At 39.0% G+C, this 24,398-nt stretch carries 24 protein-coding genes, 1 other RNA gene and 1 pseudogene; 25 read left to right on the top strand and 1 reads right to left on the bottom strand.

The features are described 5' to 3' along the window. Positions 1-127: 127 nt before the first annotated feature. The 5 genes from CTER_RS11220 (at position 128) to CTER_RS11200 (ending at position 4,868) form a co-directional block, all read left to right on the top strand. The gene (locus CTER_RS11220; protein ID WP_004625541.1) at positions 128-1,102 is read left to right on the top strand and encodes a hypothetical protein; all 975 of its coding nucleotides are present in this window, start codon (positions 128-130) and stop codon (positions 1,100-1,102) included. Beyond that, positions 1,071-1,931, top strand: a complete 861-nt coding sequence (locus CTER_RS11215) for an ABC transporter ATP-binding protein (protein WP_004625658.1) — start codon at positions 1,071-1,073, stop codon at positions 1,929-1,931. Before CTER_RS11220 ends, CTER_RS11215 begins: the two co-directional genes overlap by 32 nt. Continuing rightward, positions 1,900-2,646 (top strand): ABC transporter permease, encoded by a 747-nt coding sequence (locus CTER_RS11210; protein ID WP_004625536.1) that lies wholly within the window; start codon positions 1,900-1,902, stop codon positions 2,644-2,646. The genes CTER_RS11215 and CTER_RS11210 overlap by 32 nt, the downstream gene beginning before the upstream one ends. 4 nt (positions 2,647-2,650) lie before the next feature. Further along, positions 2,651-4,105, top strand: a complete 1,455-nt coding sequence (locus CTER_RS11205) for a sensor histidine kinase (protein WP_004625626.1) — start codon at positions 2,651-2,653, stop codon at positions 4,103-4,105. A gap of 64 nt (positions 4,106-4,169) precedes the next feature. Continuing rightward, positions 4,170-4,868: a response regulator transcription factor gene (locus tag CTER_RS11200; RefSeq protein WP_004625608.1), complete on the top strand. Its 699-nt coding sequence runs from the start codon at positions 4,170-4,172 to the stop codon at positions 4,866-4,868. Positions 4,869-5,327: 459 nt separating this feature from the next. Here CTER_RS11200 and CTER_RS27600 read toward each other — a convergent pair. Further along, positions 5,328-5,453, bottom strand: a pseudogene (locus CTER_RS27600) (transposase); the annotation flags it as partial. A gap of 521 nt (positions 5,454-5,974) precedes the next feature. On the opposite strand from CTER_RS27600, the gene CTER_RS11195 reads away from it, so the two are divergent. From CTER_RS11195 to CTER_RS11105, 20 genes are all read left to right on the top strand, one after another. Continuing rightward, positions 5,975-6,958 (top strand): hypothetical protein, encoded by a 984-nt coding sequence (locus CTER_RS11195; protein WP_004625558.1) that lies wholly within the window; start codon positions 5,975-5,977, stop codon positions 6,956-6,958. Positions 6,959-7,022: 64 nt separating this feature from the next. After that, entirely contained in the window at positions 7,023-7,622 is a 600-nt protein-coding gene (locus CTER_RS11190; protein ID WP_004625475.1) for a hypothetical protein, read from the top strand. Positions 7,623-7,640: 18 nt separating this feature from the next. Beyond that, on the top strand, positions 7,641-8,540 hold the full coding sequence (locus CTER_RS11185; RefSeq protein WP_004625603.1) for a DUF350 domain-containing protein: 900 nt from the start codon (positions 7,641-7,643) through the stop codon (positions 8,538-8,540). A gap of 575 nt (positions 8,541-9,115) precedes the next feature. Beyond that, positions 9,116-9,379, top strand: an RNA gene (gene ffs / locus CTER_RS27595) — signal recognition particle sRNA large type. A gap of 223 nt (positions 9,380-9,602) precedes the next feature. Continuing rightward, on the top strand, positions 9,603-11,354 hold the full coding sequence (gene dnaX, locus CTER_RS11180) for a DNA polymerase III subunit gamma/tau (protein WP_004625539.1): 1,752 nt from the start codon (positions 9,603-9,605) through the stop codon (positions 11,352-11,354). A gap of 92 nt (positions 11,355-11,446) precedes the next feature. Next, positions 11,447-11,812 carry a YbaB/EbfC family nucleoid-associated protein gene (locus CTER_RS11175; protein WP_004625620.1) on the top strand — a complete coding sequence of 122 codons (366 nt, stop codon included), beginning with the start codon at positions 11,447-11,449 and terminating at the stop codon, positions 11,810-11,812. A gap of 146 nt (positions 11,813-11,958) precedes the next feature. Next, positions 11,959-12,558: a recombination mediator RecR gene (recR, locus tag CTER_RS11170; RefSeq protein ID WP_004625641.1), complete on the top strand. Its 600-nt coding sequence runs from the start codon at positions 11,959-11,961 to the stop codon at positions 12,556-12,558. Positions 12,559-12,798: 240 nt separating this feature from the next. Continuing rightward, complete coding sequence (locus CTER_RS11165) at positions 12,799-13,218, top strand: hypothetical protein (RefSeq protein WP_004625593.1); 420 nt, start codon at positions 12,799-12,801, stop codon at positions 13,216-13,218. Positions 13,219-13,244: 26 nt separating this feature from the next. Then, positions 13,245-13,928 (top strand): hypothetical protein, encoded by a 684-nt coding sequence (locus CTER_RS11160; RefSeq protein WP_004625508.1) that lies wholly within the window; start codon positions 13,245-13,247, stop codon positions 13,926-13,928. Positions 13,929-13,991: 63 nt separating this feature from the next. Further along, positions 13,992-14,867: an NADAR family protein gene (locus CTER_RS11155; RefSeq protein ID WP_004625601.1), complete on the top strand. Its 876-nt coding sequence runs from the start codon at positions 13,992-13,994 to the stop codon at positions 14,865-14,867. A gap of 39 nt (positions 14,868-14,906) precedes the next feature. Next, the gene (locus CTER_RS11150; RefSeq protein WP_004625574.1) at positions 14,907-15,848 is read left to right on the top strand and encodes a hypothetical protein; all 942 of its coding nucleotides are present in this window, start codon (positions 14,907-14,909) and stop codon (positions 15,846-15,848) included. Positions 15,849-16,061: 213 nt separating this feature from the next. After that, positions 16,062-16,733, top strand: coding sequence for a hypothetical protein (locus tag CTER_RS11145; protein WP_004625600.1), 672 nt, complete (start codon positions 16,062-16,064; stop codon positions 16,731-16,733). Positions 16,734-17,070: 337 nt separating this feature from the next. After that, the gene (locus tag CTER_RS11140) at positions 17,071-17,445 is read left to right on the top strand and encodes a suppressor of fused domain protein (RefSeq protein ID WP_004625556.1); all 375 of its coding nucleotides are present in this window, start codon (positions 17,071-17,073) and stop codon (positions 17,443-17,445) included. A gap of 309 nt (positions 17,446-17,754) precedes the next feature. Beyond that, the gene (locus tag CTER_RS11135) at positions 17,755-18,630 is read left to right on the top strand and encodes an aminoglycoside 6-adenylyltransferase (protein ID WP_004625644.1); all 876 of its coding nucleotides are present in this window, start codon (positions 17,755-17,757) and stop codon (positions 18,628-18,630) included. Between the two features lie 256 nt (positions 18,631-18,886). Further along, complete coding sequence (locus CTER_RS11130) at positions 18,887-19,237, top strand: hypothetical protein (protein WP_004625609.1); 351 nt, start codon at positions 18,887-18,889, stop codon at positions 19,235-19,237. Next, positions 19,234-20,100 carry a GGDEF domain-containing protein gene (locus CTER_RS11125; protein WP_004625514.1) on the top strand — a complete coding sequence of 289 codons (867 nt, stop codon included), beginning with the start codon at positions 19,234-19,236 and terminating at the stop codon, positions 20,098-20,100. Before CTER_RS11130 ends, CTER_RS11125 begins: the two co-directional genes overlap by 4 nt. A 100-nt stretch (positions 20,101-20,200) precedes the next feature. Next, entirely contained in the window at positions 20,201-20,440 is a 240-nt protein-coding gene (locus CTER_RS11120; protein WP_004625662.1) for a hypothetical protein, read from the top strand. Positions 20,441-20,945: 505 nt separating this feature from the next. Further along, on the top strand, positions 20,946-22,142 hold the full coding sequence (locus tag CTER_RS26970; protein WP_004625564.1) for a GGDEF domain-containing protein: 1,197 nt from the start codon (positions 20,946-20,948) through the stop codon (positions 22,140-22,142). A gap of 112 nt (positions 22,143-22,254) precedes the next feature. Beyond that, positions 22,255-22,932 (top strand): response regulator transcription factor, encoded by a 678-nt coding sequence (locus tag CTER_RS11110; protein ID WP_004625636.1) that lies wholly within the window; start codon positions 22,255-22,257, stop codon positions 22,930-22,932. Continuing rightward, entirely contained in the window at positions 22,922-24,388 is a 1,467-nt protein-coding gene (locus CTER_RS11105; protein ID WP_004625597.1) for a sensor histidine kinase, read from the top strand. The genes CTER_RS11110 and CTER_RS11105 overlap by 11 nt, the downstream gene beginning before the upstream one ends. Positions 24,389-24,398: the final 10 nt, after the last annotated feature.

Genomic DNA, 24,398 nt, shown 5'->3' with positions numbered 1-24,398 from the left:
TTCTTTCGAGGAGTTTTATTCTTACTCTCTATAATCAAATTGTAGCGATAAGGTATGGTCAGATAAAACAAAGTTTTATTGTTTGACCATGACGAGCTATAAAAATTATTGATTGGAGAGATTGAAGATGAAAAACAGGAAATTAAAGCTTGGGCTCCTGGTGATGGCGGCAGTTACGGTATTCACCGCCACGGCATTTGCAGCCGGCACCGGAAATGAGGGTTATGAGACGCTGAAGCAAATAATGAAGGATTCAAGAGGAAAAGAAATTCTGACCAGTGCTTCGGTTGACGGTACATTTCGAATTTCCGACAACGGAAAGATAATCACCGAATTGAACGGCAGAGTAAAAGCCGACCATGAGAGTAAGGAAAGCAGCGGAAATGTTCAGATCAGTTTGAAGGGCAGGCAGCAGGACCTTTCCTTCTTCCAAAACGGTGAAGAAGTATACCTGTCTGATGAAACAAACAATAAATATTACAAGCTGGTCAATGCGGAACATGGCAAATACGGCAAAAATATGGAATACAACAAAGAGGACTATGACTATGCAGGTGACCACGGAATGGGAACCGCCGAAGAAAAGCTTATAGACTACCTTGCCGGGGATCTAAAGTCTCAGATTGCATTAACACGTAACCCTGACGGATCAAAGACCCTTACAATGGATCTGGATCAGAATGAAATTCCTATGCCCTTGAATTTATTAACGGCAGTGGCAGTCGGGAACAAAGGAATTGATCAAGACAGCAGTGACAGAACTGAATTGGACCAGGTACGCAAGCAATTGCTGGCTGAAAAGCTTCCCTTCCTCAAGGACTATCTTGATATTGACAATAATTTAGTACCTGCTTTAAAAGAAAATGTCAAGTTAGCAGCTCTTGTTATAAAAGTGAATGTTGACCAGGATAACCAGATCAAGTCTTTTGAAGCCAGGATCAGCATCACCGGCAATGATGCCGGGGGCACATATCATGATATTTCATTGCAGGGTTCTGCAGCAGTCAGTGATATAAACAAAACCAGTGCCGATAAGTTCAATGCCGACGGCAAAAACGTGGAGATCATAAATGCTGAAGATTTCAAATGCAGCAGAGAATAATATGCAGCAAAAAATAGTATGCGACAGAAATGCAGCAGGGAATAATATTCGGAAGATGGGATGGGATGGCATGTTACTGGAAGTTGAAAATTTGACCAAGAAATATCCCGGGAACCACGGCATAGAAGGGCTGAACCTCACAGTTTCAGAGGGTGAGGTTGTTGCCCTTCTGGGCCCCAACGGTGCGGGGAAAACTACAGCAATGAAGGCAATGATGGGATTTTTTCCGGTTGACACCGGCAGAGTATCATATAAAGGTATTTCAATTACGGATAATCCCCAGACAACAAAAAATGAAATAGGCATGATGATCGGGGATCCTTCGCCATACCTTTATCTTACGGCATATCAATACCTGAAGCTGTATCAGAAGCTTTACTTTGATATCACCGATGAGGATATCAATGCCGTTCTGGCGGTAACCGGCCTTGCGGACAGGAAGGACAGCAGGATCAAAACCTTTTCCACGGGAATGAAGCAGCGCATTTATCTGGCCAGGATATTGCTGACAAAACCAAAACTGATACTGCTGGACGAACCTTTTTCCGGAATGGATATAGAGGGCAGGGATCAGCTGGTGCAATTGTTTAAAAGAATCATTGAAAAATATAATACGGGGATGATAATATCAAGCCATCTGATACATGATATAGAGGGGATTACCTCCGGGGTTTGTATAATAAGTAGCGGAAAATGGCTTACAACGGACACGGTGGAAGAAATCAGGGGCAGTTACCCCACTATTGAAAAGTACTATCTTGATACGATTTCCAAAACCAAGGGAAGGAGGAATGAAAATGAACAAGCTGATTACTTTTTCGGTGGATGAGTACAAAAAGCTGCTTTATCAGAAAAAAACAAAGGTCATTATCGCACTTTTTGTTATATATGCAATGGCAATTGGCATCGCCAGCCTGGTCATTGAAAATAATACGGGAGTTAAAATAGTTGCACCCGGCAGATTTCCGGTTTTTATCCTGGAACTGCTCACAGGCTTTATTCTGCCGGCTCTGACTGTTTATATCAGCAGTGAGCTTTACACAGCTGAGTTTAAGGACGGTACAATAAAAAATCTGTTTGCATTGCCTGTTACTAAAAGTATAATATATTTAGGAAAAATACTTGCCGGGGCGGCCCTGACTGCCACATGCCTATTGGCACTGGGAATATCCGGTCTCCTGGTCAGCATCGTCATCAACGGTACGGCGGCCTTTGCAGGCATCGGAAGCTTGTTTGTCAGCTATTTCGGAGCATTCATTTTCCTCACGGCGGTGCTGATGATTGTATCATTTTTTACATTGACCACAGGCAGCCCCAACATGGCAATTGCCATGAACCTGCTGATCTGGCTTGTCCTGGGTGTGGCAGGTACGTTTTTGACCTCTGTCAGGCAATTTCTGCCTGTAAGTTTCAGCGGATGGTATCAGCCGCTGATTAACGGAGCCGGCTTGACGGCGGCATTACCTGCCTTTCTGTACATGCTATCATATTGTATCATATTTGCGGTTGCCGGCTTGACAATATTTGAACGGAAAGAAGTGTAGATAAATGTCTCTAAGGGTTAAGCTGATTTTAACATATTTGATAATGCTGATAATAACCGTGGTTATTGTCATTGTGTTCGGAGTCGGCATTATTACCCATACCATGGGCCAAATAGCCAGGTCGGTCATAGGCGACCAGACCGGGGAGTCGGCTGTAAGCCGGGTGGTTGATGTGGTTGTGGATTTGCGGTATACAGAGAAATATTATCCTGATACTCTGGCACAGGACAGTTTTGCTGCAAATCTTGCAGAACAGATAAAACCGTTTAAAGGTTTCCTTCTGGTAAAAAACAATCAGAAGTACAGGGCTTATGGGACAGAGCTTGCTGATGAGAATCTATTCAGGCAAATTGAGGCAGCTGCAAAAGAAAGATATGCGGATAAGCATGATTTATCTATCAGCAACAGCAATGTTACATGGAATAAACAGGAGTATTTTGTTTTAAAATATGATTTTCACGATATGGATTCACTTGATTATTTCTTTGTATTCAAACAGACTGGAAAAATTATCGGCCCCGGATATAATGTCCTTCTGGCTGTGCTGATATTGTTGGCCGCCATAATAATCGGGCCTTTAATGTGGATAATAACAAAGGATATCGTCATTCCCCTGAAAAGGCTGGATAACAGTGCCAAAGAGATAGCCCGGGGAAATCTGGACTTTCATCTGCAATCAAATTCCAACAATGAAATAGGAAGTGTTATACGGTCTTATGAAATAATGAGGGCTGAACTGAAAAAATCCATTACCAGCCAGCTTCAGATGGAGGAAAGCAGAAAGCAGCTTTTTTCAGATATAACACATGACCTGAAGACACCAATTACCTCAATAAAGGGTTATATCCAGGGAATACGGGACGGTGTTGCAAACGATCCCCTAAAACTGTCCAGGTACCTGGATGTTATTTATACAAAGACAGTTGATATGAATGCAATGATAGATGATTTATTTTTATTTTCCAAGCTTGATTTGGGAAAAGAACCTTTTAACAAGGATTATATAGATATACTGGAATTTTATAAAAATTGTATGCAGGAGCTGCATCTGGAGCTTGACGGCAAAGGGGTTGAACTGGCCTCGGAATGCAATGTACCCACCGACTTTAAAGTTCTTCTGGACAGTCAGAAGATCAAGCGAGTGATACTGAATATTGTAAGCAATTCCTTAAAATTCATGGAAAAAGAACGCAAACTCCTTAATATTGTGTTTGAAGAGCAAAACGGTTTTCTGGTTGTTAAAATCAAGGATAACGGCATGGGCATTGATAAAAATGAACTTGAAAAAATATTCGACCGCTTTTACAGGACAGATCCTTCCAGAAACAGAAATACAGGGGGTTCGGGGCTGGGGCTTGCCATTACGAGGCAAATAATAGAACAGCACAAAGGTAAAATCCAGGCTGATAGTATAAAAGGAGAATGGACCGAAATATCATTCGAAATCCCCCAGGGGTGACATGGAGTACGGCTTTAAGGCTCAGTCCGGAAAGCTGATGCGCATATGGGAACATGGAGGCTAAATGGAAAAGAAGAGAATTTTAATTATTGAAGATGATTTGGCTATTGCCGAGCTGGAAAGAGATTATCTGGAGATCGACAGCTTCGATGTGGTGATAAGCCAGAATGGAGCAAGAGGGCTCGAACTGGCTTTGAATGAGTCTTTTGATCTGGTGGTTCTGGATCTGATGCTTCCCGGGATGGACGGTTTTGAAATATGCAGGAGAATACGCTCCCGAAAGGAAACTCCCATACTGATGGTTTCAGCTCGCAAGGATGATATTGATAAAATCAGAGGTCTGGGCCTGGGAGCGGATGATTACATCACAAAACCGTTCAGTCCCAATGAAATGGTTGCCCGTGTAAAAGCACACATTAGCCGCTTTGAGAAGCTGAGCAGGTCAGGGAGAAGTCATAAGCAGACTGAGCTGATTATAAGAGGGCTTGCAATAAATCTTGATGCAAGACGCGTAACTCTGAATGGGGAAGAAATAATCCTTACAACCAAGGAATATGATCTTCTTCTTTTTCTTGCACAGAATCCCAACCATGTGTTCAGTAAGGAAACACTACTGGAAAGAGTCTGGGGAATGGACTATTTTGGCGACAGTGCGACCATAACGGTTCACATAGGCAAAATCCGGGATAAAATTGAAAGGGATAAGGACAATGAACAGTTCATTGAGACAATATGGGGTGTAGGGTACAGGTTTAAAGTATAGATACCGCAATACCCAAATACCAACATAATTTAACGCATTGTGCTGGTTAATTAATTTTTGCTTTACCTGTGTAATTTTTTTATATCAAATGGTAACTTCCGTACTAACTTCATGAAATAAGAATGCCCCCAAAACAATTACGAAAATTGTATCGCCTCATTTAAAGCGGTTTTGCCGTCGCTCAAACTCGACCTCCTGTCTCGATTTGAAGCTCAAAGCAACGTCCTGTTGCTTTGCCGGCAAAACCACTTTACCTTCGTCGACAATTTACCGCAATTGTTTTTAATTGTGCATCTTATTTCATGAAGTTGTACTCGCGTACCAGTTGATTCTGATTAAATCAATCTGTAAAGCAAAACAAGATTTTAATTAGCACAACGGGTTAACTTAATACATGTTGAACATTTAACAGTTCTCCCGTACCAACTATTTCCACTCCTTTGACTTGCATAATCATATCAGTATTTCTCGTATACTTTGTTTGTATTGATTATATATATCTTTTCGTCTATACTTTGGAGTGAATATTATGTGATACTTACACATCCATTTGGTATGTGCTAAACTATTTTCTTTATTTGCCATTAAAATCACCTTTCCTCTCGTTAATATAGTAGCTTGAACAACTCTATTTAACGGAAAGGTGATTTTTTGCATAACTTCTGTTGCGCACCCGCATAGCGGGTGGTTTATTGTTTTGTATGGCTAAAGCCTATAAATAAAAAAAATGCCCGGCCAGGCCGGAGCATTTTTAGGGGGTTAAAATGTATTTTGTGGGGTCAGTTATAGTTATTGCCTTTTTTGTATTTTCTTATACATTTTATTTGTGAAAATTATTAAAATTTATAAGCCCGTCAAACAGCCTGTCAATTATCGGCACGACGGGTTTATTTAGTTTATCCTGCCGCCGGGTTTTCTAAACAAAAATAGCCCATGTAAAGCATAACCAATTCGTGATATAATAAATAACTAAAAACTGTAATAATACAAAAAATAAGGTTTTTACGTACAATTAATTAAACTGTGTAATATGTGTAATAATTGTATTACAAATTAGTATTTTAACTGTCCTAATCTAAATAGATTAAAAAATGTGAGGGATGTCTGTGAAAAAAAGAATAGTTGCCGTAGTACTGATACTAGTATTTATTTTTACCTCTACAGCCGGAATTTACGCAAAGGCTAGATCCTTTGGCGGAGCCAGATCTTTCTCGAAGTCGTACAGCAGAAGCTATAAGGGTTCATCAAAGAGCGGAGGGCTGTTCGGTTCGTCAAAGGCAAAGAGCAGTACTTCCAAAAGCTCCGGTTCTAAAATCTTTGGCTCAAAGAGTTCGGGTTCAAAGAGCTCCGGGTCAAGGAGTATACCCGGGACTTCCAAATCCTACAGCGGATCGTCGGGCTCAGGGGCAAAGAGCTTTGCAACAAAATCTGCTTCAAAGAAGTATTCCTATATGCAGGACTCTTATAAAAAACAGGTTTCGGGGAAAAAATTCAATACCTACAAGCAAAAACTGAACACTGAGCAGCAAAAGGTTTACAATGATTCCATGAAACGTGATTACGGGACCGGTTCCAGAAGGATGGGCTTTGAGGATGCAATGAAAAGCAGGACCTCAAGAATAAATTCCTTTGGAAAAAGACCTGTATTCATTAATGTCAATACCGGAATGTTCGGCAATCCTTTTTCTTATGGATATGCCTATGTGGGGCCATGGGATTTGTGGTTCCTTATGAGAGCCTCTGAAATGTTCTGGTTCCACCATTGGCTTGAAATAGCACCCTATAAAAGCTATTTCAACCAGCAGGAATATGAAAAGCTTGAGAAAAGGGTAGAAGAGCTTGAAAAAGAGGAAGTACAGAGAGACCCCAACTATATCGATCCTGATACCGATCCTGATTTGCAGTTTTCTCAACAGTATCAGGAGGAGAATGTGGATAAGATTTACTATACCGATAAGTATTCCACAAACTCAGCAAGCAGTGGTACTGCGGTAGTTATCATAATCATATCGGCGGCTGCTTTGGTTATAGTGATCAGGAAATTGTCAAAACCCAAGCCAAAGAAATCCCATTACAGCAGGATTTATTAAATTTCCGGATAACCCCGGGTATTTGAAGGCTCAGAGTATAACTCAGAGCATAAATGGAGGAAATATGTTTGATTTTATGAATAGAAATGAAGCTTCGGAAATATTAAATCCTTTAAATATCAATAAAAATTCAATGATAGAGTTTAACCTGAAGGAACTGGAGCTGGAAGGCTTCTTTACCTTTGAAAAAATAATACAGATGGATGTGGGGCAGCACCCGTATACAAGATATTTACTATTTTCAAAGGTAGATGAAACAGAGTATGTCTTTGAGGTATACGGCTCCCAGGAAGAGGAAGCGGCACCCGAAACATATGTGTACTTTCTGGATGATACCGTCCCTTTCTCCGAGGAATTCCTTAATGTGGCAGGACAGAAGTACATCACCACTCCCGATGGCACCGAATATGAAAGATGCATTATGCCCGAGTGCGACTATAGAATTGACGGTACACGGGGAACGATCAGGGTTCTGGATCTGAATACCGGTAAAATAACTAAAAAAGTCGAGGTTGAGGTGTGGGACTACCAGAGGGAGACCGACGGTGTAACAGAGTACCTTAATATTGAGATGATGAAGGACGACGGAATGTTCAGAATATTTATAGGGCAGAGGTTTGAAGGCGCGCTTTACAAGGTGTACCAAGGCCTGGACAAAGATTAATTGATGGAGGAGATCGATATGTTACAGTACTTAAGCTTTTTTTTAAAGGATATTTCCTTTAGCTTTGTAATACTTACGGTTGGATTTATGCTTGGCTGGTTGATTTACAATCATATAGTCCTCAGGGATGTAAATCTCAAGAATGCCTTGTTTGCAAGAGACAACCTGGCTGCCTGGATTGAGTTTATCGGAGCCTTTGTATTTCCCGTATTATATCTTGCGGGCCACGGAATAAAAGGCTCGGCAAGTGATAATATATTTATTGATCTGGCTGTATGCCTGGGTTATACCATATTTTACATAGCGATTTTAACAATACTGAGACTGTGTTCAGGGTTTATGATCAGGCTCATAGACGCCAGCGATAAGCACGGGAAGATTAGTCTTAACAAGGAGATATGCCAGCAGAAGAATATAGGAGCCGCACTATTTTCGGTATCACTTTCGGTAATCTTTGTAAATGTGATTAAATTGATCGACTTTATTGATATAATTAATGGACTTAGTCTTGAAATACTGCTGGAGGTTATGGTTTTTCTGGTATTTATGCTGATTGCCCTGACCTGCTATTCCTTTGTCTTGAGAAGAAGAACAACACTTTTCAAAGAACTGTTTATTGACAACAATGCAGCGGCAGGAATAGGACTTTTGGGTTTTGTGTTTGCCGTTCAGACCATAATTGCAGGTGTGATGACCTTCTATAGTATGGACTTTGAATTGCTGACCGTGTCGGTAGTAATCGCGGTAAGCCTTGCTATTTTCGGAATCCTTTCGGCACTCTTCAAGCTCATATTTACAGGCATTGTCAAGGTGGATATCTGGAACGAAATATACGAACAGGACAATATCGGCGCTGCTATAGGGCAGGTTGCACTTTATGTTGGTATTGCCGCCATAATAGTTAATTTTATTATGTAGTTAACTGCATATGGGCGGATGTTTGGTCAAACTCTCCACTATTCACATTTTATTAATATTTGTTATACAATCTTAACATTATTTTAGGAAAATCGTGGTATAATAATAAGTGTAAAGCCATTATAAGCTTTTTCATTTTGTTCCTCCTTTAAACATATTGATTTGTTTTTTGTTAGTTTGGGCACCTATTTATCAGGAATTATTATATTTTATAAATCTGAGGTGCTTTTTTTCTGCCATGAATAGCGATGAGGATGTCAATGGCGGGCATTTCGAATTACAAATATTTACAGGATGATAACTATTGCTATGCAGCAGCATTTAGGTTATAATGTGTAAAGTGTACCGAAGTTGAACAAATTAATACAGTCTCCACCTTTGAGGTGAGGGTTTTCGATTGGAGAATCATTCAGCGGTGAGTACCAATCTCCCACTGATGTTGTTCAAACACCGCGCAAGAGCGGGGTGCGCAGACGTAGTCTGCGGAGCCGAAGCCGAATTCATTTCGGTGTAGGCGATATATTAATTGAACAGACGAATTTGGAACAGTATACATTACGATAAGCCAATTTTGGCCGTACTAGATGGGGAGGTAGCGGTGCCCTGTACCTGCAATCCGCTATAGCAGGATTGAATTCCTGTCCGAGGTTTTAGTATGTAGTGCCTGCCCTTTGCAAGTGGCAATGAAAATTGGGTCTTGCGCAATAGAAGTCTGTGAACCCCGTCAGGTCCGGAAGGAAGCAGCGGTAAGCGGTAAATTCTGTGTGCCGCTAGGTTACCTGGTTAGAGTTAACTGTGAAGGTAACGGCTATATATTTCTATCGACGATAGGTGTACGGCCATTCATTTATAAAACAAAGCAAGCCTGTTCAAAGTCATGTGACTTGTGGAACAGGCTCATTTTGTTTCATGGGAGATAATTATGGGAGAATAAATAACAGCTGAATCAACTATTTAATTATTACTTTAATTCATATAAAATATTATATATATGTGTGAACAATAATAAATGCGGTAAAATTACTGAACACCTGATGCTTAACCGGAGAGAGGAAGTGGAGTATGTCTTATACAGCCTTATATAGAAAATGGAGACCCCTTGTTTTTGAGGATGTGGTAGAGCAGGAACATGTGGTCAGAACTATCAAGAATACCGTAAAATCAGAACGTATCGGACATGCATACCTTTTCTGCGGCACGAGGGGGACGGGAAAAACCACTATGGCAAAAATCTTTGCCAGGGCAATAAACTGTCTTGATACCAAAGATGGAGATCCCTGCAATGAATGTGAAATATGCAAAGGTATATTAAATGACTCTATTCTGGATGTCGTTGAAATAGATGCGGCTTCAAACAACAGCGTGGACAACATAAGGGAAATCAGGGATGAAGTAGTGTATGCACCGTCCCAGGCACGCTATAAGGTATATATAATCGACGAGGTGCATATGCTCTCGGCAGGTGCCTTTAACGCATTGCTTAAAACACTGGAGGAACCGCCTGCACATGTGGTTTTCATACTGGCCACCACCGATCCGCATAAATTGCCGGCCACCATACTGTCCAGGTGTCAGAGGTTTGATTTTAAAAAGATTACTCCCGGCAGCATAGCCGAAAGGGTAAAGGTAGTCGCCGGCGCAAGCGGGATATCTCTGGAGGATGATGCGGCCCTGCTGATTGCCAGACTGGCCGATGGCGCCATGAGAGATGCTTTAAGTATTCTTGACCAGTGTATTTCGGTAGGCAACAAGGACATTTCCCACCAGGATGTTCTCAATGTAATAGGGATTGTCAGTGACGATTTTATTTCGGAAATAGTCGATCATATAAAAGATACAAATGTGGAAGGGCTGGTCAACGGTGTTGAAAGGCTGTCCTCAAACGGGCGGGATATCCTCAGGTTTGCATCCGATCTGGTAATGTATTTCAGAAATCTGCTGCTCTGCAAGATAACTGATAACCCTGCCGGTATTATTGATGTCAGCAGGCAGTATCTCGATAATATGATGCAGCAGTCTGAAGCCTTTACCAGGGAAAGAATTATTTCGATAATAAAGGAACTGTCAGCCTTTGAATCCCAGCTCAAATATGCCCTGAACCAGAGGGTGTTCCTGGAAGTGATGCTCATCTCCATAAGCGTGGGGAACTATGGCCAGGGAGAGGGCAATAATGCTCTGGCTGACAGGATAACCGACCTTGAAAATGCCATAAGATCCGGTGCAGGCGCAGCCCAGCCCCGGAGTGGCAGCGATGCTGCGCCTGCGGCAGATTTTGCCGCACTTGGCCGGACTTCGGAAAAAGTACTGGACAGAATGCCGCCGGTTCCCGACGGCGGCGGGGTACAAAATCCCTTTGCACCTCCGTCGGCGGCAGACAGCAAGGCATCCGGCGGCAGTACTGCTTCAGCCGCCGGCACCGGGGGAAATAATTTGGCTGCCCATCAGCCTTTGGAAGTCTGGCCGGAGGTAATGACCGAGCTTAAGGCCAGCGGAAGAATGATGCTGGTGACCTATTTAGCTTCCACGAGGGCTGTGGCAGGTGATGAGTCGACAATACTGGTGGTTTTCCCCGAAGGAGTGGGATCCTTTAAAAATGTTGTGGCAAAGCCCGAGTACGTTGAGGTGCTTTATAATGTCCTGCAAAAAAAGCTTGGCAGGCAGGTCCGTATCAAGTTTATAAATGAGGAGGAACTTGGAAACATTGTTCCAGGTCCGGTTTCGGAAAAAAGTGAGGAGCAGGAAAGTACTTTATTAAAAAATGCAAGGGAAATTGCGGGTAAACTGAATGTTCACCTTGATATAATAGATGAATAAGTTATAATATTAGGGAATGGCTAAATAATGAAATCAGATATTTTATTATTTCAATAATTATAAAAAATCCAGTTAACAGGAGGATGTAATATATGGCAAAAGGCGGATTTCCAGGAGGCGGCTTTGGCGGAGGCTTCGGTGGCGGAGGAAACATGAATAACCTTATGAAGCAGGCACAAAAGATGCAGAAGGATATGGAAAAGGCCCAGCAGGAATTGGAGGGTAAAACCGTTGAGGTTTCTGTAGGCGGCGGAGCAATTTCAATAGTTGCAACAGGTAAGAAGGAAATTAAAGAGATTGTTATCAAACCTGAGGTTGTTGATCCGGATGATGTGGAAATGCTTCAGGATCTCATATTAAGTGCGGTAAACGAAGCACTTAGAAAAGCAGATGAACTTGCAAATTCAGAGATGGGCAAAATCACTGGAGGCTTAGGCGGATTGCCCGGTCTGTTCTAGGATTTTGCGCAAATAAATTTTTTTATGGCAAAAGCGCCCGTCAGGGCGTTTTTGTTAGCTGTTGAAATTATTTTTATGCACAATAAAATGTCATATAACCATCATATTGGTGCACTATAAAGTACACCGGGAGCACGGAGGGTAAAATGGATTATTTCGCAGTTCCTGTTGCAAAACTTGTAGAGGAATTTCAGAAGCTGCCCGGTATTGGACACAAGTCTGCACAAAGACTGGCTTTTCATGTTATTAACATGCCGATGGAAAAGGTTCAGGGACTGGCTAATTCAATACTGGATGCAAAGCAAAAAACAAAATACTGTTCGGTTTGCAGCAATTTGACCGATACCGACCCATGCCCTTTGTGCAGCGGCAACTCCAGGGACAAATCCGCTATCTGCGTTGTACAGGATGCAAGGGATGTTGTGGCCATGGAACGCACCAGGGAGTTCAAAGGTTTGTATCATGTCCTGCACGGGGCAATTTCTCCCATGCTGGGCATAGGACCGGAAGAAATTCGTATAAAAGAGCTGATCAGAAGACTGGGAGACGGGCAGGTCAAGGAAGTAATTTTAGCCACCAACCCCAATGTGGAGGGGGAAGCAACTGCCATGTACATTTCAAAGCTGATTAAGCCACTGGGTATAAAAACTACCCGGATAGCCCACGGAATCCCGGTGGGAGGAGATCTTGAATACGCTGATGAGGTTACGCTGGCAAAGGCCCTGGAAGGCAGGCGGGAGATATAGCAGTCAGTTCCGGAGTTACGGCAAAAAAGAGTTTTACTGCAGGCTAAAAGAGTTTTGCCAGCAGATAAAAAAAGTTTAATCAGAAGTCATAGGAAAATTGCAAAGTAAAAATCAAAGGATTTTTACTTTTGGGAAACGCAATGGAACTATGGCTTTTTGCTTGTCTGCCAGTTGTTTGACCATATGGAAGATTATTGGTATTATTAGTGTATTAAAGAGGTTTGTTTACAGGGGGATTAAGTGGATAGAAAGAATAATCTAAGACCTATTCTATTGATAATACTTCTAATGTTTTTGCTATTTGTTGTTCCAATAATTCAAGCCAATATCATTAATAATATATTTGAGAGTATTAAAAGTGAAGTGCCTCAAGGTAGTAGTATTTCACCCGAATTGTACAAATCAATTAATTCAAGTAAATTATATATAATTACTATAATTTTTAATGTTGTTATAAACCTTGCTGATGTATTGGGCATAACATTTCTGACGTTATTTATATTAACAAAAATATTAAATATTACAATTTATATAATCAACACAAAGTCTTTAATAGTCTTGCATTCAGTAAACGACGGTAATACATGGTTGAGAGAAGAGTCAAGTACTATATACGCTATGGCAACTATGAAAAAAATTTTTGAAAAGGAAAAAGAATAATCTTCAGAGCAAAAGAGGAAATTATTATGTTATTTAAAAAATCAAATTTGTCTGAAATAGAGAAAAAACTTAAAGGATCTAATCTTAGGTTAGAAAATGCAGTTAAAGCCCTTGCTCCAAAACATAAAGGCGGTGAAATGGAGGAATATACCGCTGCAAAAGAAGAAAACTTGATGTTACAAAGGCAACTTTCACTGGAGAAAGGTGAAGAAACTGCTATACCTATAGAATGGAACGTAAAATGGGATACAGGTGCGCCATGCCCATATGTTATCTCAGCAGGTGGTAGGGCTTTTTTAATATACTATATTAATGAAATAGACCCTAATTGGGATGGAACTTATACTAATGTAATAGATAGTAGTAGTGACGATATACTACCATTAGCGTTAATTGAATTTATAAGATGTTATTCAATAAAATTTGGTGGTGCCAATGACGAAGTAATAAATGGACATCCATTATGGGGAAAGGGACTTGTTCCTTATGGAGCACATATTATTGAAAACTCAGAATGGTTAAAGCATGAGATGAAAATAAGCAGCGTACATTCATACTACAATGAAGAGAGTTGGGATGTTAAAAAGCATATCGTCCTACTATTTCATGACGAGTTATTTGAATGTATTACTGAAGATTATAAAATTGAGGTTATAAGAGATTCATTTAACAATGTGCTCAAGGAAGCACAGAACAGATTAATGAATTAGTTTTTTGCCTTGTATTGCATGGCAGATTATAATTCAGAATAGTTTATAATCCTGGGAGAATTTATGAACATAAAATATGATATCAACAACCCAATGGCGCCTTTATGGTTTATGTATCCTCATATCGGTAGATACAGTATTGGTTGGAGAATGGGGTACGGTGAAAACTTTGCATACGAGTTTGGGAATTGGTATTCTTCTCTTAGTAAAGAAGAACAAAAACAGTATCAAGATATGTTTCCAACACCTGTAGGCTGGCATGGCTGGTACGAAGAGGAATACACGAATGAAGATTATTATGATGATGACTACCTTCTTTGGAACAAAGATGGCAAGATGACGTACACACTTGACAGTCTATGTGATAAATATAAGCGGGACATAGACATAGAGTATGTATTCTTTTGGGGCCATCAACCATCTAAAGATGGCAGCATAACAAAATCCTGTTTTAGTCAATGGTGGAAATCGGATTTTATTATAAACATAGATAAATACTGTTGCATGGAACAGTATATGATGGCAGAGAAAGCAAGACTCTTTCAAGATACTGAAGTTTTAAAAAAGATAATGGATAGTACTGACCCAAAACAAATAAAAGAATTAGGGCGTAAAGTTAAGAACTTCAAGGATGACATCTGGGAGAAGAAACGTTACTCTATTATTCTGAATGGTAATTATGCAAAATTTACTCAGAATGAAGATATAAAGCAGTTCCTGCTGCAAACAAAAAATAAAGTTCTTGTTGAAGCAAGCCCTTATGATAAAATCTGGGGTATCGGAATGATTGCTGATGATGAGAAAGTAGAGAACCCGTTTGAATGGAAAGGGCAAAACCTATTGGGATTTGCCTTAATGGAAGTGAGAGACGAGATTGCTCGTATATATAAAAATCATTATAAATTGAATTTAAATGAGTTGCACGAAGAATTTGATTGATACTCTAAGGACGAAAGCGTTTTTCATCAGGAGGTCTAAATGTTTTTTAACAATGTTAAATATAGAGTTAATCCAATATGTGAATTAAGAGAATATTTAGAGGATTATGAAATAGTTAATATATCAATAGGTGCAGATAATGATTACTATATCTTAGTAGTAAATAACGTTCCACCTCGTATAGATGGAATGTTTCCTCAGACCCAAACAACCACTTGCCAAAACTATAAAGTAATAATTTTGAAATGGGATAATGTATTTACAATAAATATTGATAACCAAAAGTGGAACTACCATTTTGTGCAACCAATAGGGAATGATATGTTACTGCTTGTTTGTGCAAGGTCAAAGTACTATGGTCAAAATAGATACGATTTAAACGGTAAAATTTTTGACACGAGTGGAGTATTAATTAATGAATTTCTACTGGGTGATGGAATACAAGACCTCAAAGTCACAGAAAAGAATATAATATGGACAAGTTACTTTGATGAAGGGGTATTTGGAAATTACGGATGGGATAATCCTGTGGGTGCATGCGGTCTAAGGGCATGGAATCAGGAGGGCAAACCAGAATATTCCTATAATAATTCAGGGGATAACTTTATATGCGATTGCTATGCTCTAAATGTAGTAAATGATAAAGAAGTATGGTTTTATTATTACGATGAATTTTTACTTGGAAGAAGTATTGGAGGACATATTGATTATTACAATCCAAATCTTTCAGGTGCTGATGGGTTCTTAGTTTATGATAAATACGTTTTGTTTCGAGGCGGTTATAATAATCGAGATGAATATCACTTGTTAGAGTTTGTAAAAGGGGACAAGTTAAAGGAAAAGAAAATTATTAATCTAATTAATGAAAAGAATGAAACAATTATAGCAAATAACATTGATTGTAGAGGGTCAAGACTGCTTCTAAGGGTGGAAACCAAGTTGTATTATGCTGATTTAAAAGACATTGTTAATATATATTAAAAAATAGAATAAATATTTTCTTGGTTGATAGGGGAGAAAGATTATGGAAAAAGAAACAATCTCCATTTGGATAGAGGCAGAATGTAAGATTATATAGCAGGAAATAAATGTGTAAATCCAGGTTTATGGTTATTTGTTCCTGATAATTGGAAGAGGTTAGTCATAGTATAACGTGTAAGAAGTTGGAATTAATATTTGCAGAGGTGATAAGTAGTGAAAGATGATTTGATAGAACAAATTGCTGTAAAGGCACGAAAAGTTATTGAACGAATCCCATTTTCTAAGGAAGAGGATATAAAAATTTCTACTTTTATATATAGTGACCCTATTACTACATACGAAACAAGAACAGATGGTTATTATAAGATTGTTAATGAACGGGGAAATGTCAGAGAAGTACGGATTGCCCAAAGCAGTGATGAAATGGTGGACTATTTCGTTGAACAGGCTATTTGGGATTACGCTTTTCGATACGAATTAAACCATAGGCATAAATTTGAAAGCAATTTAAGACAAACACATGAGGTTATGGAAAAATGTTATCAATATATAAACCCTGCAAGAAAGTTTGTAAAGCAATCATATGATGATAAAATCCACATTTATCTTGATTTATTCGAAGAATATCGGAGGATAGTACAGGAATATAAGAAGAAATATCCTGAAAAATGCATTGGACGGGCATTAGATGATATAGATTATATAATTCAGAAGAAATATACTGATACCCCAGGAGGAGGCATGAATAATGTTCCTAAATCTATGAATCTTGTACGGGAGCGTATTTTAAGATTGATGCAATATGATTTGTGGTTAAAGAATGTTTTATATGCTTATGAGAAATATTATAGCTTGCTCAAAAGGCAGGAGATAAGAAATGTTTAAGGAAATTAATTGACGTGCCTATTTTAAAGTAAATTCAAAGGATAAAACACTAAAAATCCTTAAAGGATTTAAGGGCGGAATAGGCTCTAAAATTGAATTAACAAGTTGTGAACCTTATTGGAAGGACGAGAGTTTATATGAGGTTGATTTTGTCTCTGAACTCGGTAGTACGGATATAAAGGATGATATATTTAATGCGCTAATACATAGCCGGCGAATTGGATATGAGTGTCATGTCACTGGGCCGCAAAGTTATGAGGGAGATAAATGGAATTTTGAAGGAATTATTTCTAAGACATCAATTGTTGGTGTTGAATGGAGCAAATGAGGTTATGAAATGACTATAAAACTTAAAGAAGATTTGGCTGAGGATTGTAGATGGGCAATAGACATGCTATCTAATCTCGCTCGATATACATACATAAAGAAAAAGTTTTTTGAAACAATGCAATACATCGCTGGTAATGGTACATCACTTCATATAGGCATTGAATTTGATATTACAGCACTTCTTGTTGTAAATGACACTGAATGTCATGGAATTAATACTGTTCATGGCAGGGTTGAATTTATACAATTGGTTGGAATTACACAAAGGGAACTGGAGATACTGAAAGCGGACCATTCAAGAGTAACAATCCTTGTCGATAATATGAAGAAAGATAATCCTTATATGGTTACTGATATGAAGCGAACAAAATCTTATTTATAAGTTAGACAAAGAGATATAATAAGAATTTAAACTTTTACTTTCAAACTATAACTGGAAACTGTTCTATGTATAACGATAAAAGAGTTTTACTGCAGGCTAAAAGAGTTTTGCCAGCAGATAAAAAAAGTTTAATCAGAAGTCATAGGAAAATTGCAAAGTAAAAATCAAGGAATTTTTACTTTTGGGAAACGCAATGGAACTATGGCTTTTTGCTTGTCTGCCAGTTGTTTGACCATATGGAAGATTATTGATATTATTAGTGTATTAAAAAGAGCTGGAAGAGGCTGGGTTATAAAAACAGGAGGTTCTATGCGTACAGAGCAGGATATGTTTGATTTAATATTAAATATCGCCGACAGGGATAAACGAGTTCGTGCTGTTTTTATGAACGGTTCAAGAACTAATCCTAATGCTGTAAAGGATATTTTTCAGGATTATGATATTGTATATGTTGTCGAGGAAGCAAAATCATTTCGTGAAGACAGGCAGTGGATCGACCAATTCGGTGAACGGTTGTATATGCAGTATCCTGAAGAAAATTCGTATTATCCAAGTGATATGGAAAATTGCTATGGCTGGCTGATTCAATTTGCTGACGGAAACCGTCTTGATCTGCATGTATGTACATTAAACCAAGCACTTAAAGGAATTAAAGAAGACAGGCTTTGCAGGATACTGCTTGATAAGGATAAATATCTGCCCAATATTCCGGAAGCAACCGATGAGGATTATTGGATAAAGAAACCCACAGAAATTCAATTTCTAGATACATGCAATGAATTCTGGTGGTGTCTTAATAATGTAGCCAAAGGCTTGTGGCGGGAAGAAGTACCATATGTGATGGACATGCTGAATTTATTTGTACGCCCGCAGTTAATACGTCTTTTGGGTTGGAAAATCGGATATAAAACAAATTTCACTGTCAGTATTGGGAAGTCGGGCAAATATATGTATAAATGGCTGGAAGAAAATAATTGGAACGCATTCTTGAAAACCTACCCTTCAGGAGTTATAAAAAATATTTGGGAGGCAGTTTTTATCATGTGTGATTTATTTGATGATATTGCCAGAGAGATATCTTATACTATGGATATTAAGTATAACGAAACTGAGGCAAATAACAGTTTAAAATTTTTAAAAGATGTTCATGTTTTACCCAAAGACGCTAAAGAAATATATTTATAAAATATTTATCGGGGACGTAATGCTTCATTCAGAAAAGGTATGGAGCAATCTGCAGTTGGGAAAATGGCGGATTTTGATTAAGTCTACCTGCGTATTCCAGATATGTTTTCAAAACTTTCAATGTTGTTACAGCACTATACATTAATTGCATATAAAGTTAAAGTTTGCAGAAAATATAATATTATATTATTCGAATAGAATAATTAACCAGAATGTGATAAAATACCAAGTAAAATAAACGGAAGAAGGATGAAAAATGTCGAAAAGCGTAGATGGTTCAAAAAAAGCTGAGATTACCATGCGTATGTCCGAATTTGAGATGCCTCCCATGCAGGATGTATTATTTGTGGGCAGGAGGGCACCCATCGGTCCGGAGGCAGCAAGACGTATGGTAGATATATTGTCTCCGGAACAGTACGAAATTATAAAGGTAGACCATCCGGTTATAGAGGCAATGGTTGTGAGAAAAGCCCTTTTCAGCATGCTTCCGAAAGAGAAACTGGTTGGACTTATGCTGGAGGAAGGGGAGCAGGTTGCTAACGAAGCAACAATAGTTAAAGCACAGGTGAATATTGTGCTTCATGTTAGCAAAGCAATAGATTTATGATAAGAAAAGTTTTTGAAATTATGATAAAAGACTATACAACGGTTGATGCCTTTTGGGGAATCAGGCGGGTTCAGAAGATAGTAGAAAAAGATCATTACGACTGTTTTCCGGTCATTGAAAATGGAGAGATTGTTGGAATCCTGACCAGGAATGATTTGATAACGGCTCATCCCAACAGGATTGTACTGGATGCCATGTCGGGAAGATGCAAGTATATTGATGAGAACGAATCTGTATGGAGTGCAAAGGAACTTTTTGAAGATGAGAGCAGCCAGATTCTTATTGTTACCCATGGGGATGAGGTCACCGGGGTAATAATGAAAAGTGCTGTTGACATTGAAAGTGGCAAGCATGTTGATATGCTGACGGGCTTATATAAGAGCAGCTACATTATACATAAATCTCAAAAACTCCTGGATCAGGGCGGAGAGATATCCATCATATTTTTTGATGTGAATAACTTTGGATATATCAATAAAAAATATGGGCATACCGTAGGGGATAACATTCTAAAGGAAATTTCCAAAATTCTTAAAGAGTGTGTGCCGGCAGACACATTCCTCTGCAGATACGGCGGTGATGAATTTGCCCTTTTAACGGGTAAATGTGCAGAGGACTGCGAGGTACTGGCACAGTCCGTGTTGAACAGGGTCAGACAGCATAACTTTATTTGTGATATAAATGTCGGGATTTCAGCGGGAATTGCCGGAGGAAAGAAGAGGTGCAATTCAAGAGACGGGGATATGTACAAAAACATTACAAATCTCATTAATCTTGCAAGCCTTGCTTCCACAAAGGCAAAAAAGGAAAAAGAAAATCTGGTGTTGGGATTCAGCGGAACTATTGATGAAATGGCCATATAAGGCCGGTAAAGCCGGTTGATTTATTCTTTATTGAATATTTATTATTATATTTGGAACTTTTTATAATATCCATCGTCAAAAGTATTCGAGGTGGGAAATTATGAAAAAAGTCAAGATTTTATTAAGTGCTTTTACATTAACTACTATTACTTCAGTTTTTTTACCATCAATTTGTGTTGCTGAAATTTCAAATGAGGCAAACAGTTTAAAAAACGCCGGGATCAATCACACTATAGATAAAAAGGCATTTATTTCTCCGAATTATAATTGTGACCCCAAAATGCTGATTCCGGGCAATCCTGATATTGATCCCAGGTTCCTTTTGAAACAGTTACCATAAAACAAAAGATTTATAGAAAACCATGAACAGCAGTGCCCGACAAAGATCTTTACATCGGCAGACAGTTAAATATATTTAAATAAAAATTTATAATAAGCTCGAATAATGTTGAATATTCGAGCTTTATGCTTGTTAAAACAGTCCGATTAGCATAGAATATTATATTATATAAATTAATGGATTCAATTGCAAAAGGGTTCGATTACTATAGAGTACTTCTGAGACTTTAACAACTTCGGGAAATAGTGCAGAATATAATTATAAAACTTATCGGGATTACTTTAATATCAGCAAAAGTCGGAGGTTAATGACTGCAGAAAACGTGTATGACTTTAAAGGAGAGCATCTGGGATGTTAATCGGCAGATTGGATATTTTCCACAAAAACTTTAGCTTATTAAAGTATAATACTATTAATTGCATCCAATATTTTTTAAAAAACCTTATTATATAATAGTACATAATGAAGTAGCCATTTGTAAAAATGGGCATGGGAGTGATTAGTATTGCTTTTTAGTATTATCCTGGAATCATATTCAGCGCTGTTATCCTCATTAACTATCTGTTACATAATATATAGACTAAATACCGACCTGAAAAGAGTTCCTTTGATAAACTATGTCTTCAGCAGCTTGTCCATAGCTTCTATTGTTGCTCTGATCAATGTAACAATGCCGGATTCAATCATGGGCATCAAAATAATAGGTTATATTTTGGCTACTGTGTTTATTATAATGATATTTTGTAAGCACAATATGTACTACACTTCGGTTTCGGCTCTTTTCGGCCTGCTTACACTTGGTTTCGGGGAACTGCTGGTGACACTTGTTTATATTTATCCGCTGAAGCTGGACAAATCAGAGTTCAGGAGCAGTTTTATTCATGTTACGGTTGGAGATCTTTTGATATTTTTGTTTTCCTATTTAATCCTGAAGTTTATTTCCGATGATTTTATGAAAGCACGTAAAAGGATTTATAAAAATAACAAACGCTTTATGGTTTTACTCTTCGGGAACCTGATAACGGTTTTTGTAATACTCATATTCTTATTCAGCCTGTTCGATTATACAACGGAGTTCCAGAATAATATCACCCAAAGCGGCAGGGTTTATATGAATGTTATAATCATAGTGGCAGTATTGATAGCCTCAATAGGCGGAACCATATACCTCATAAATTATTTCCTGCTCAACAGGATAAAATATGACAGATTGAAGATGAACAATCTGAGGGATGTAATGACCGGAACACTTAACAGAGGTTCAGGGCTTAAGTTCATAGAAGAGCAGCTGGAGTTGTGCAAAGAGCAGAGAAGGAATCTGACGGTATGCTATATTGATGTAAATGATTTAAAGGTTATCAATGATATGCTTGGACATAGAGAGGGAGATTTTCTTATAAAGACGGTTATATGCACCATTAAAAATAATATAAGGGAAACCGATGTGATAAGCAGGCTTGGCGGAGATGAATTTGTTATTGTGTTTCCGGGTTGTACAATGGAATATTCCGAGAAGGTCATGGGCAGGATATCAGGGGAATTAAAACAGTTAAAGCCGTTTTCAAATAAGGACTATACAATCAGCATCAGCTATGGATTTTCCCAGTATGACGGGGAAGCGGATATAACGGTCGAGGGCTTGCTGGACATGGCAGACCGCCAGATGTACCGGAACAAAAGGGCAATCAAAGCCATGGTTTAAAAATTTCATTTGGAATTCACCGGCCCTTCACAATTATTTTCAGGAGATGATGTATAATAATATCATTCCGGAAATGGCGTGAAGGGTCTTTCCAATTTAAGAGGGTGACTGTATGTATAAAATTCTGGTAGTTGATGATGAAGCAGGGATACGTGAAATTATTAAGAAATATGCAGTCTTTGAAGGCCATGAGGTCAGCGAGGCAGCTGATGGTATGGAAGCGGTCGGTGTATGCCGGGAAAAGGACTTCGATATCATAATAATGGATATTATGATGCCTGAACTGGATGGTTTCTCTGCCTGCAAGGAAATAAGGAAAACAAAAAATATACCTGTACTCATGCTTTCGGCAAGGGGTGAGGAATATGACAAGATCCACGGGTTTGAACTTGGTATCGACGATTATGTCGTAAAACCGTTTTCTCCAAAGGAACTGATGATGAGGATCAATGCTATAATGAAGCGCAGCAGCGGAGCAGGTATGGAAGAAAACAAGAGGGAAGTAGTAAACCTGGAGGGTTTGACGGTGGATTTTACAGGCAGGCTTGTCTATATTGACGGGGATAGAACCGACATGTCCCCGAAAGAGTATGATCTATTGTTCTATTTTGTGAAAAACAGGGGTATAGCCTTGACAAGGGAAAAACTGATAACCGATGTCTGGGGTTACGACTTCTTTGGTGACGACAGGACCCTGGACACCCACATAAAACTGCTCAGAAAGAGCCTTGGTGAATACAGCAAATATATAGTTACCCTCAGAGGGGTGGGATATCGTTTTGAAACTTGAAAAAATGAGTATAAAATACAAGCTGTTTTTTTATCTTGCCCTTTTTGCGGCAGTAATGCTGGTGATGCTATGGTTCTTCCAGATTGTATTTCTGGATGACTTTTACAGGCAGATAAAAATCAACAATATCAAATCATCTGCTGAAACAATTGAAAAGAATATTGACAATGAGGAACTTAATGTCTTATTGGATTCTTTATCAAGGCAGAATCAAACCTATATAAGGGTTATGCTTGAGGACGGAACCAATGTATTTTCCTCGGATGCGGCTCCCGACAGCCTGATACACAGGATGCCGGGCAGTGAACTGTATGATTTATACAAAAAGGCTGAACAAAACGGCGGAGAACTGCTTGAGTCAAGGGGAACAGGTGAACCCAGGGACCCGTTCCTTAAGGAAAAATACTTTCAGGGACCGATGTCTAAGGGCATGGGACGGATAGATGAAAGTGTGATCTATGTTAGAACAGTTCAGAAGGCGGATGGTTCAAAAGTAGTATTAATGCTTAATTCAACCATTACTCCGGTCAATGCCACAGTGGATACCCTGAGAGTACAGCTGGTGTATGTCACCATAATAACAATCCTGTTGGCATTGGGCCTGGCTCTGTTTGTCTCAAAAAGAATATCAAGGCCCATTATTAAAATTAACCATTCGGCTAAAGAGCTGGCAAAGGGTAATTATGAAACCACCTTTGAAGGAAGGGGCTATCTGGAAATTGCAGAACTGAACGATACTCTCAATTATGCCGCAAAGGAACTGTCAAAGGTGGAGGGCCTTAGGCGTGAGCTCATTGCGAATATCTCCCATGACCTGAGAACGCCTTTGACCATGATAACCGGTTATGGCGAGGTCATGAGAGACCTGCCGGGAGAGAACACGCCTGAAAACATTCAGATAATAATTGATGAGGCCAGGAGACTGACTACTCTGGTAAATGATATAATGGATATCTCAAAGTTCAGGTCGGGAACCCAGAGTCTGACAACAGAACGCTTCAACCTGACTAAAAGTGTCGAGGAAATATTGCTCCGGTATAATAAACTGACAGAACAGGATGGTTACAAGCTTAAATTCAGCAGCAGCGGCGACGCTTGGGTAAAAGCTGATCCCGTAAAAATATCCCAGGTTTTATATAACCTTATTAACAATGCTATAACTTATACCGGGCCGGATAAAACTGTTACAATTGTACAGAGTAATAAAGGGGAACATGTTAAAATCGAAATAATAGATTCGGGGGAAGGAATAGAGGAAGAACTGCTGCCTTTAATCTGGGACAGGTACTACAAGGCGGATAAGGCCCATAAAAGAGCTGCCATAGGTACAGGCCTGGGTTTGTCCATCGTTAAGACAATTCTGGATATGCACCGGGCGGAATACGGTGTAATCAGTAAAAACGGCCAGGGCAGCATTTTCTGGTTTGAATTGAAGCTGGATAAGGAAGAAAGTTAGGTATGTGAAA

The sequence above is a fragment of the Ruminiclostridium cellobioparum subsp. termitidis CT1112 genome, from assembly GCF_000350485.1.
GTDB classification, from domain to species: domain Bacteria; phylum Bacillota; class Clostridia; order Acetivibrionales; family DSM-1351; genus Ruminiclostridium; species Ruminiclostridium termitidis.
The sequence above is the reverse complement of the archived record's forward strand: the minus strand, read 5'-3'. Positions and strand labels throughout refer to the sequence as shown.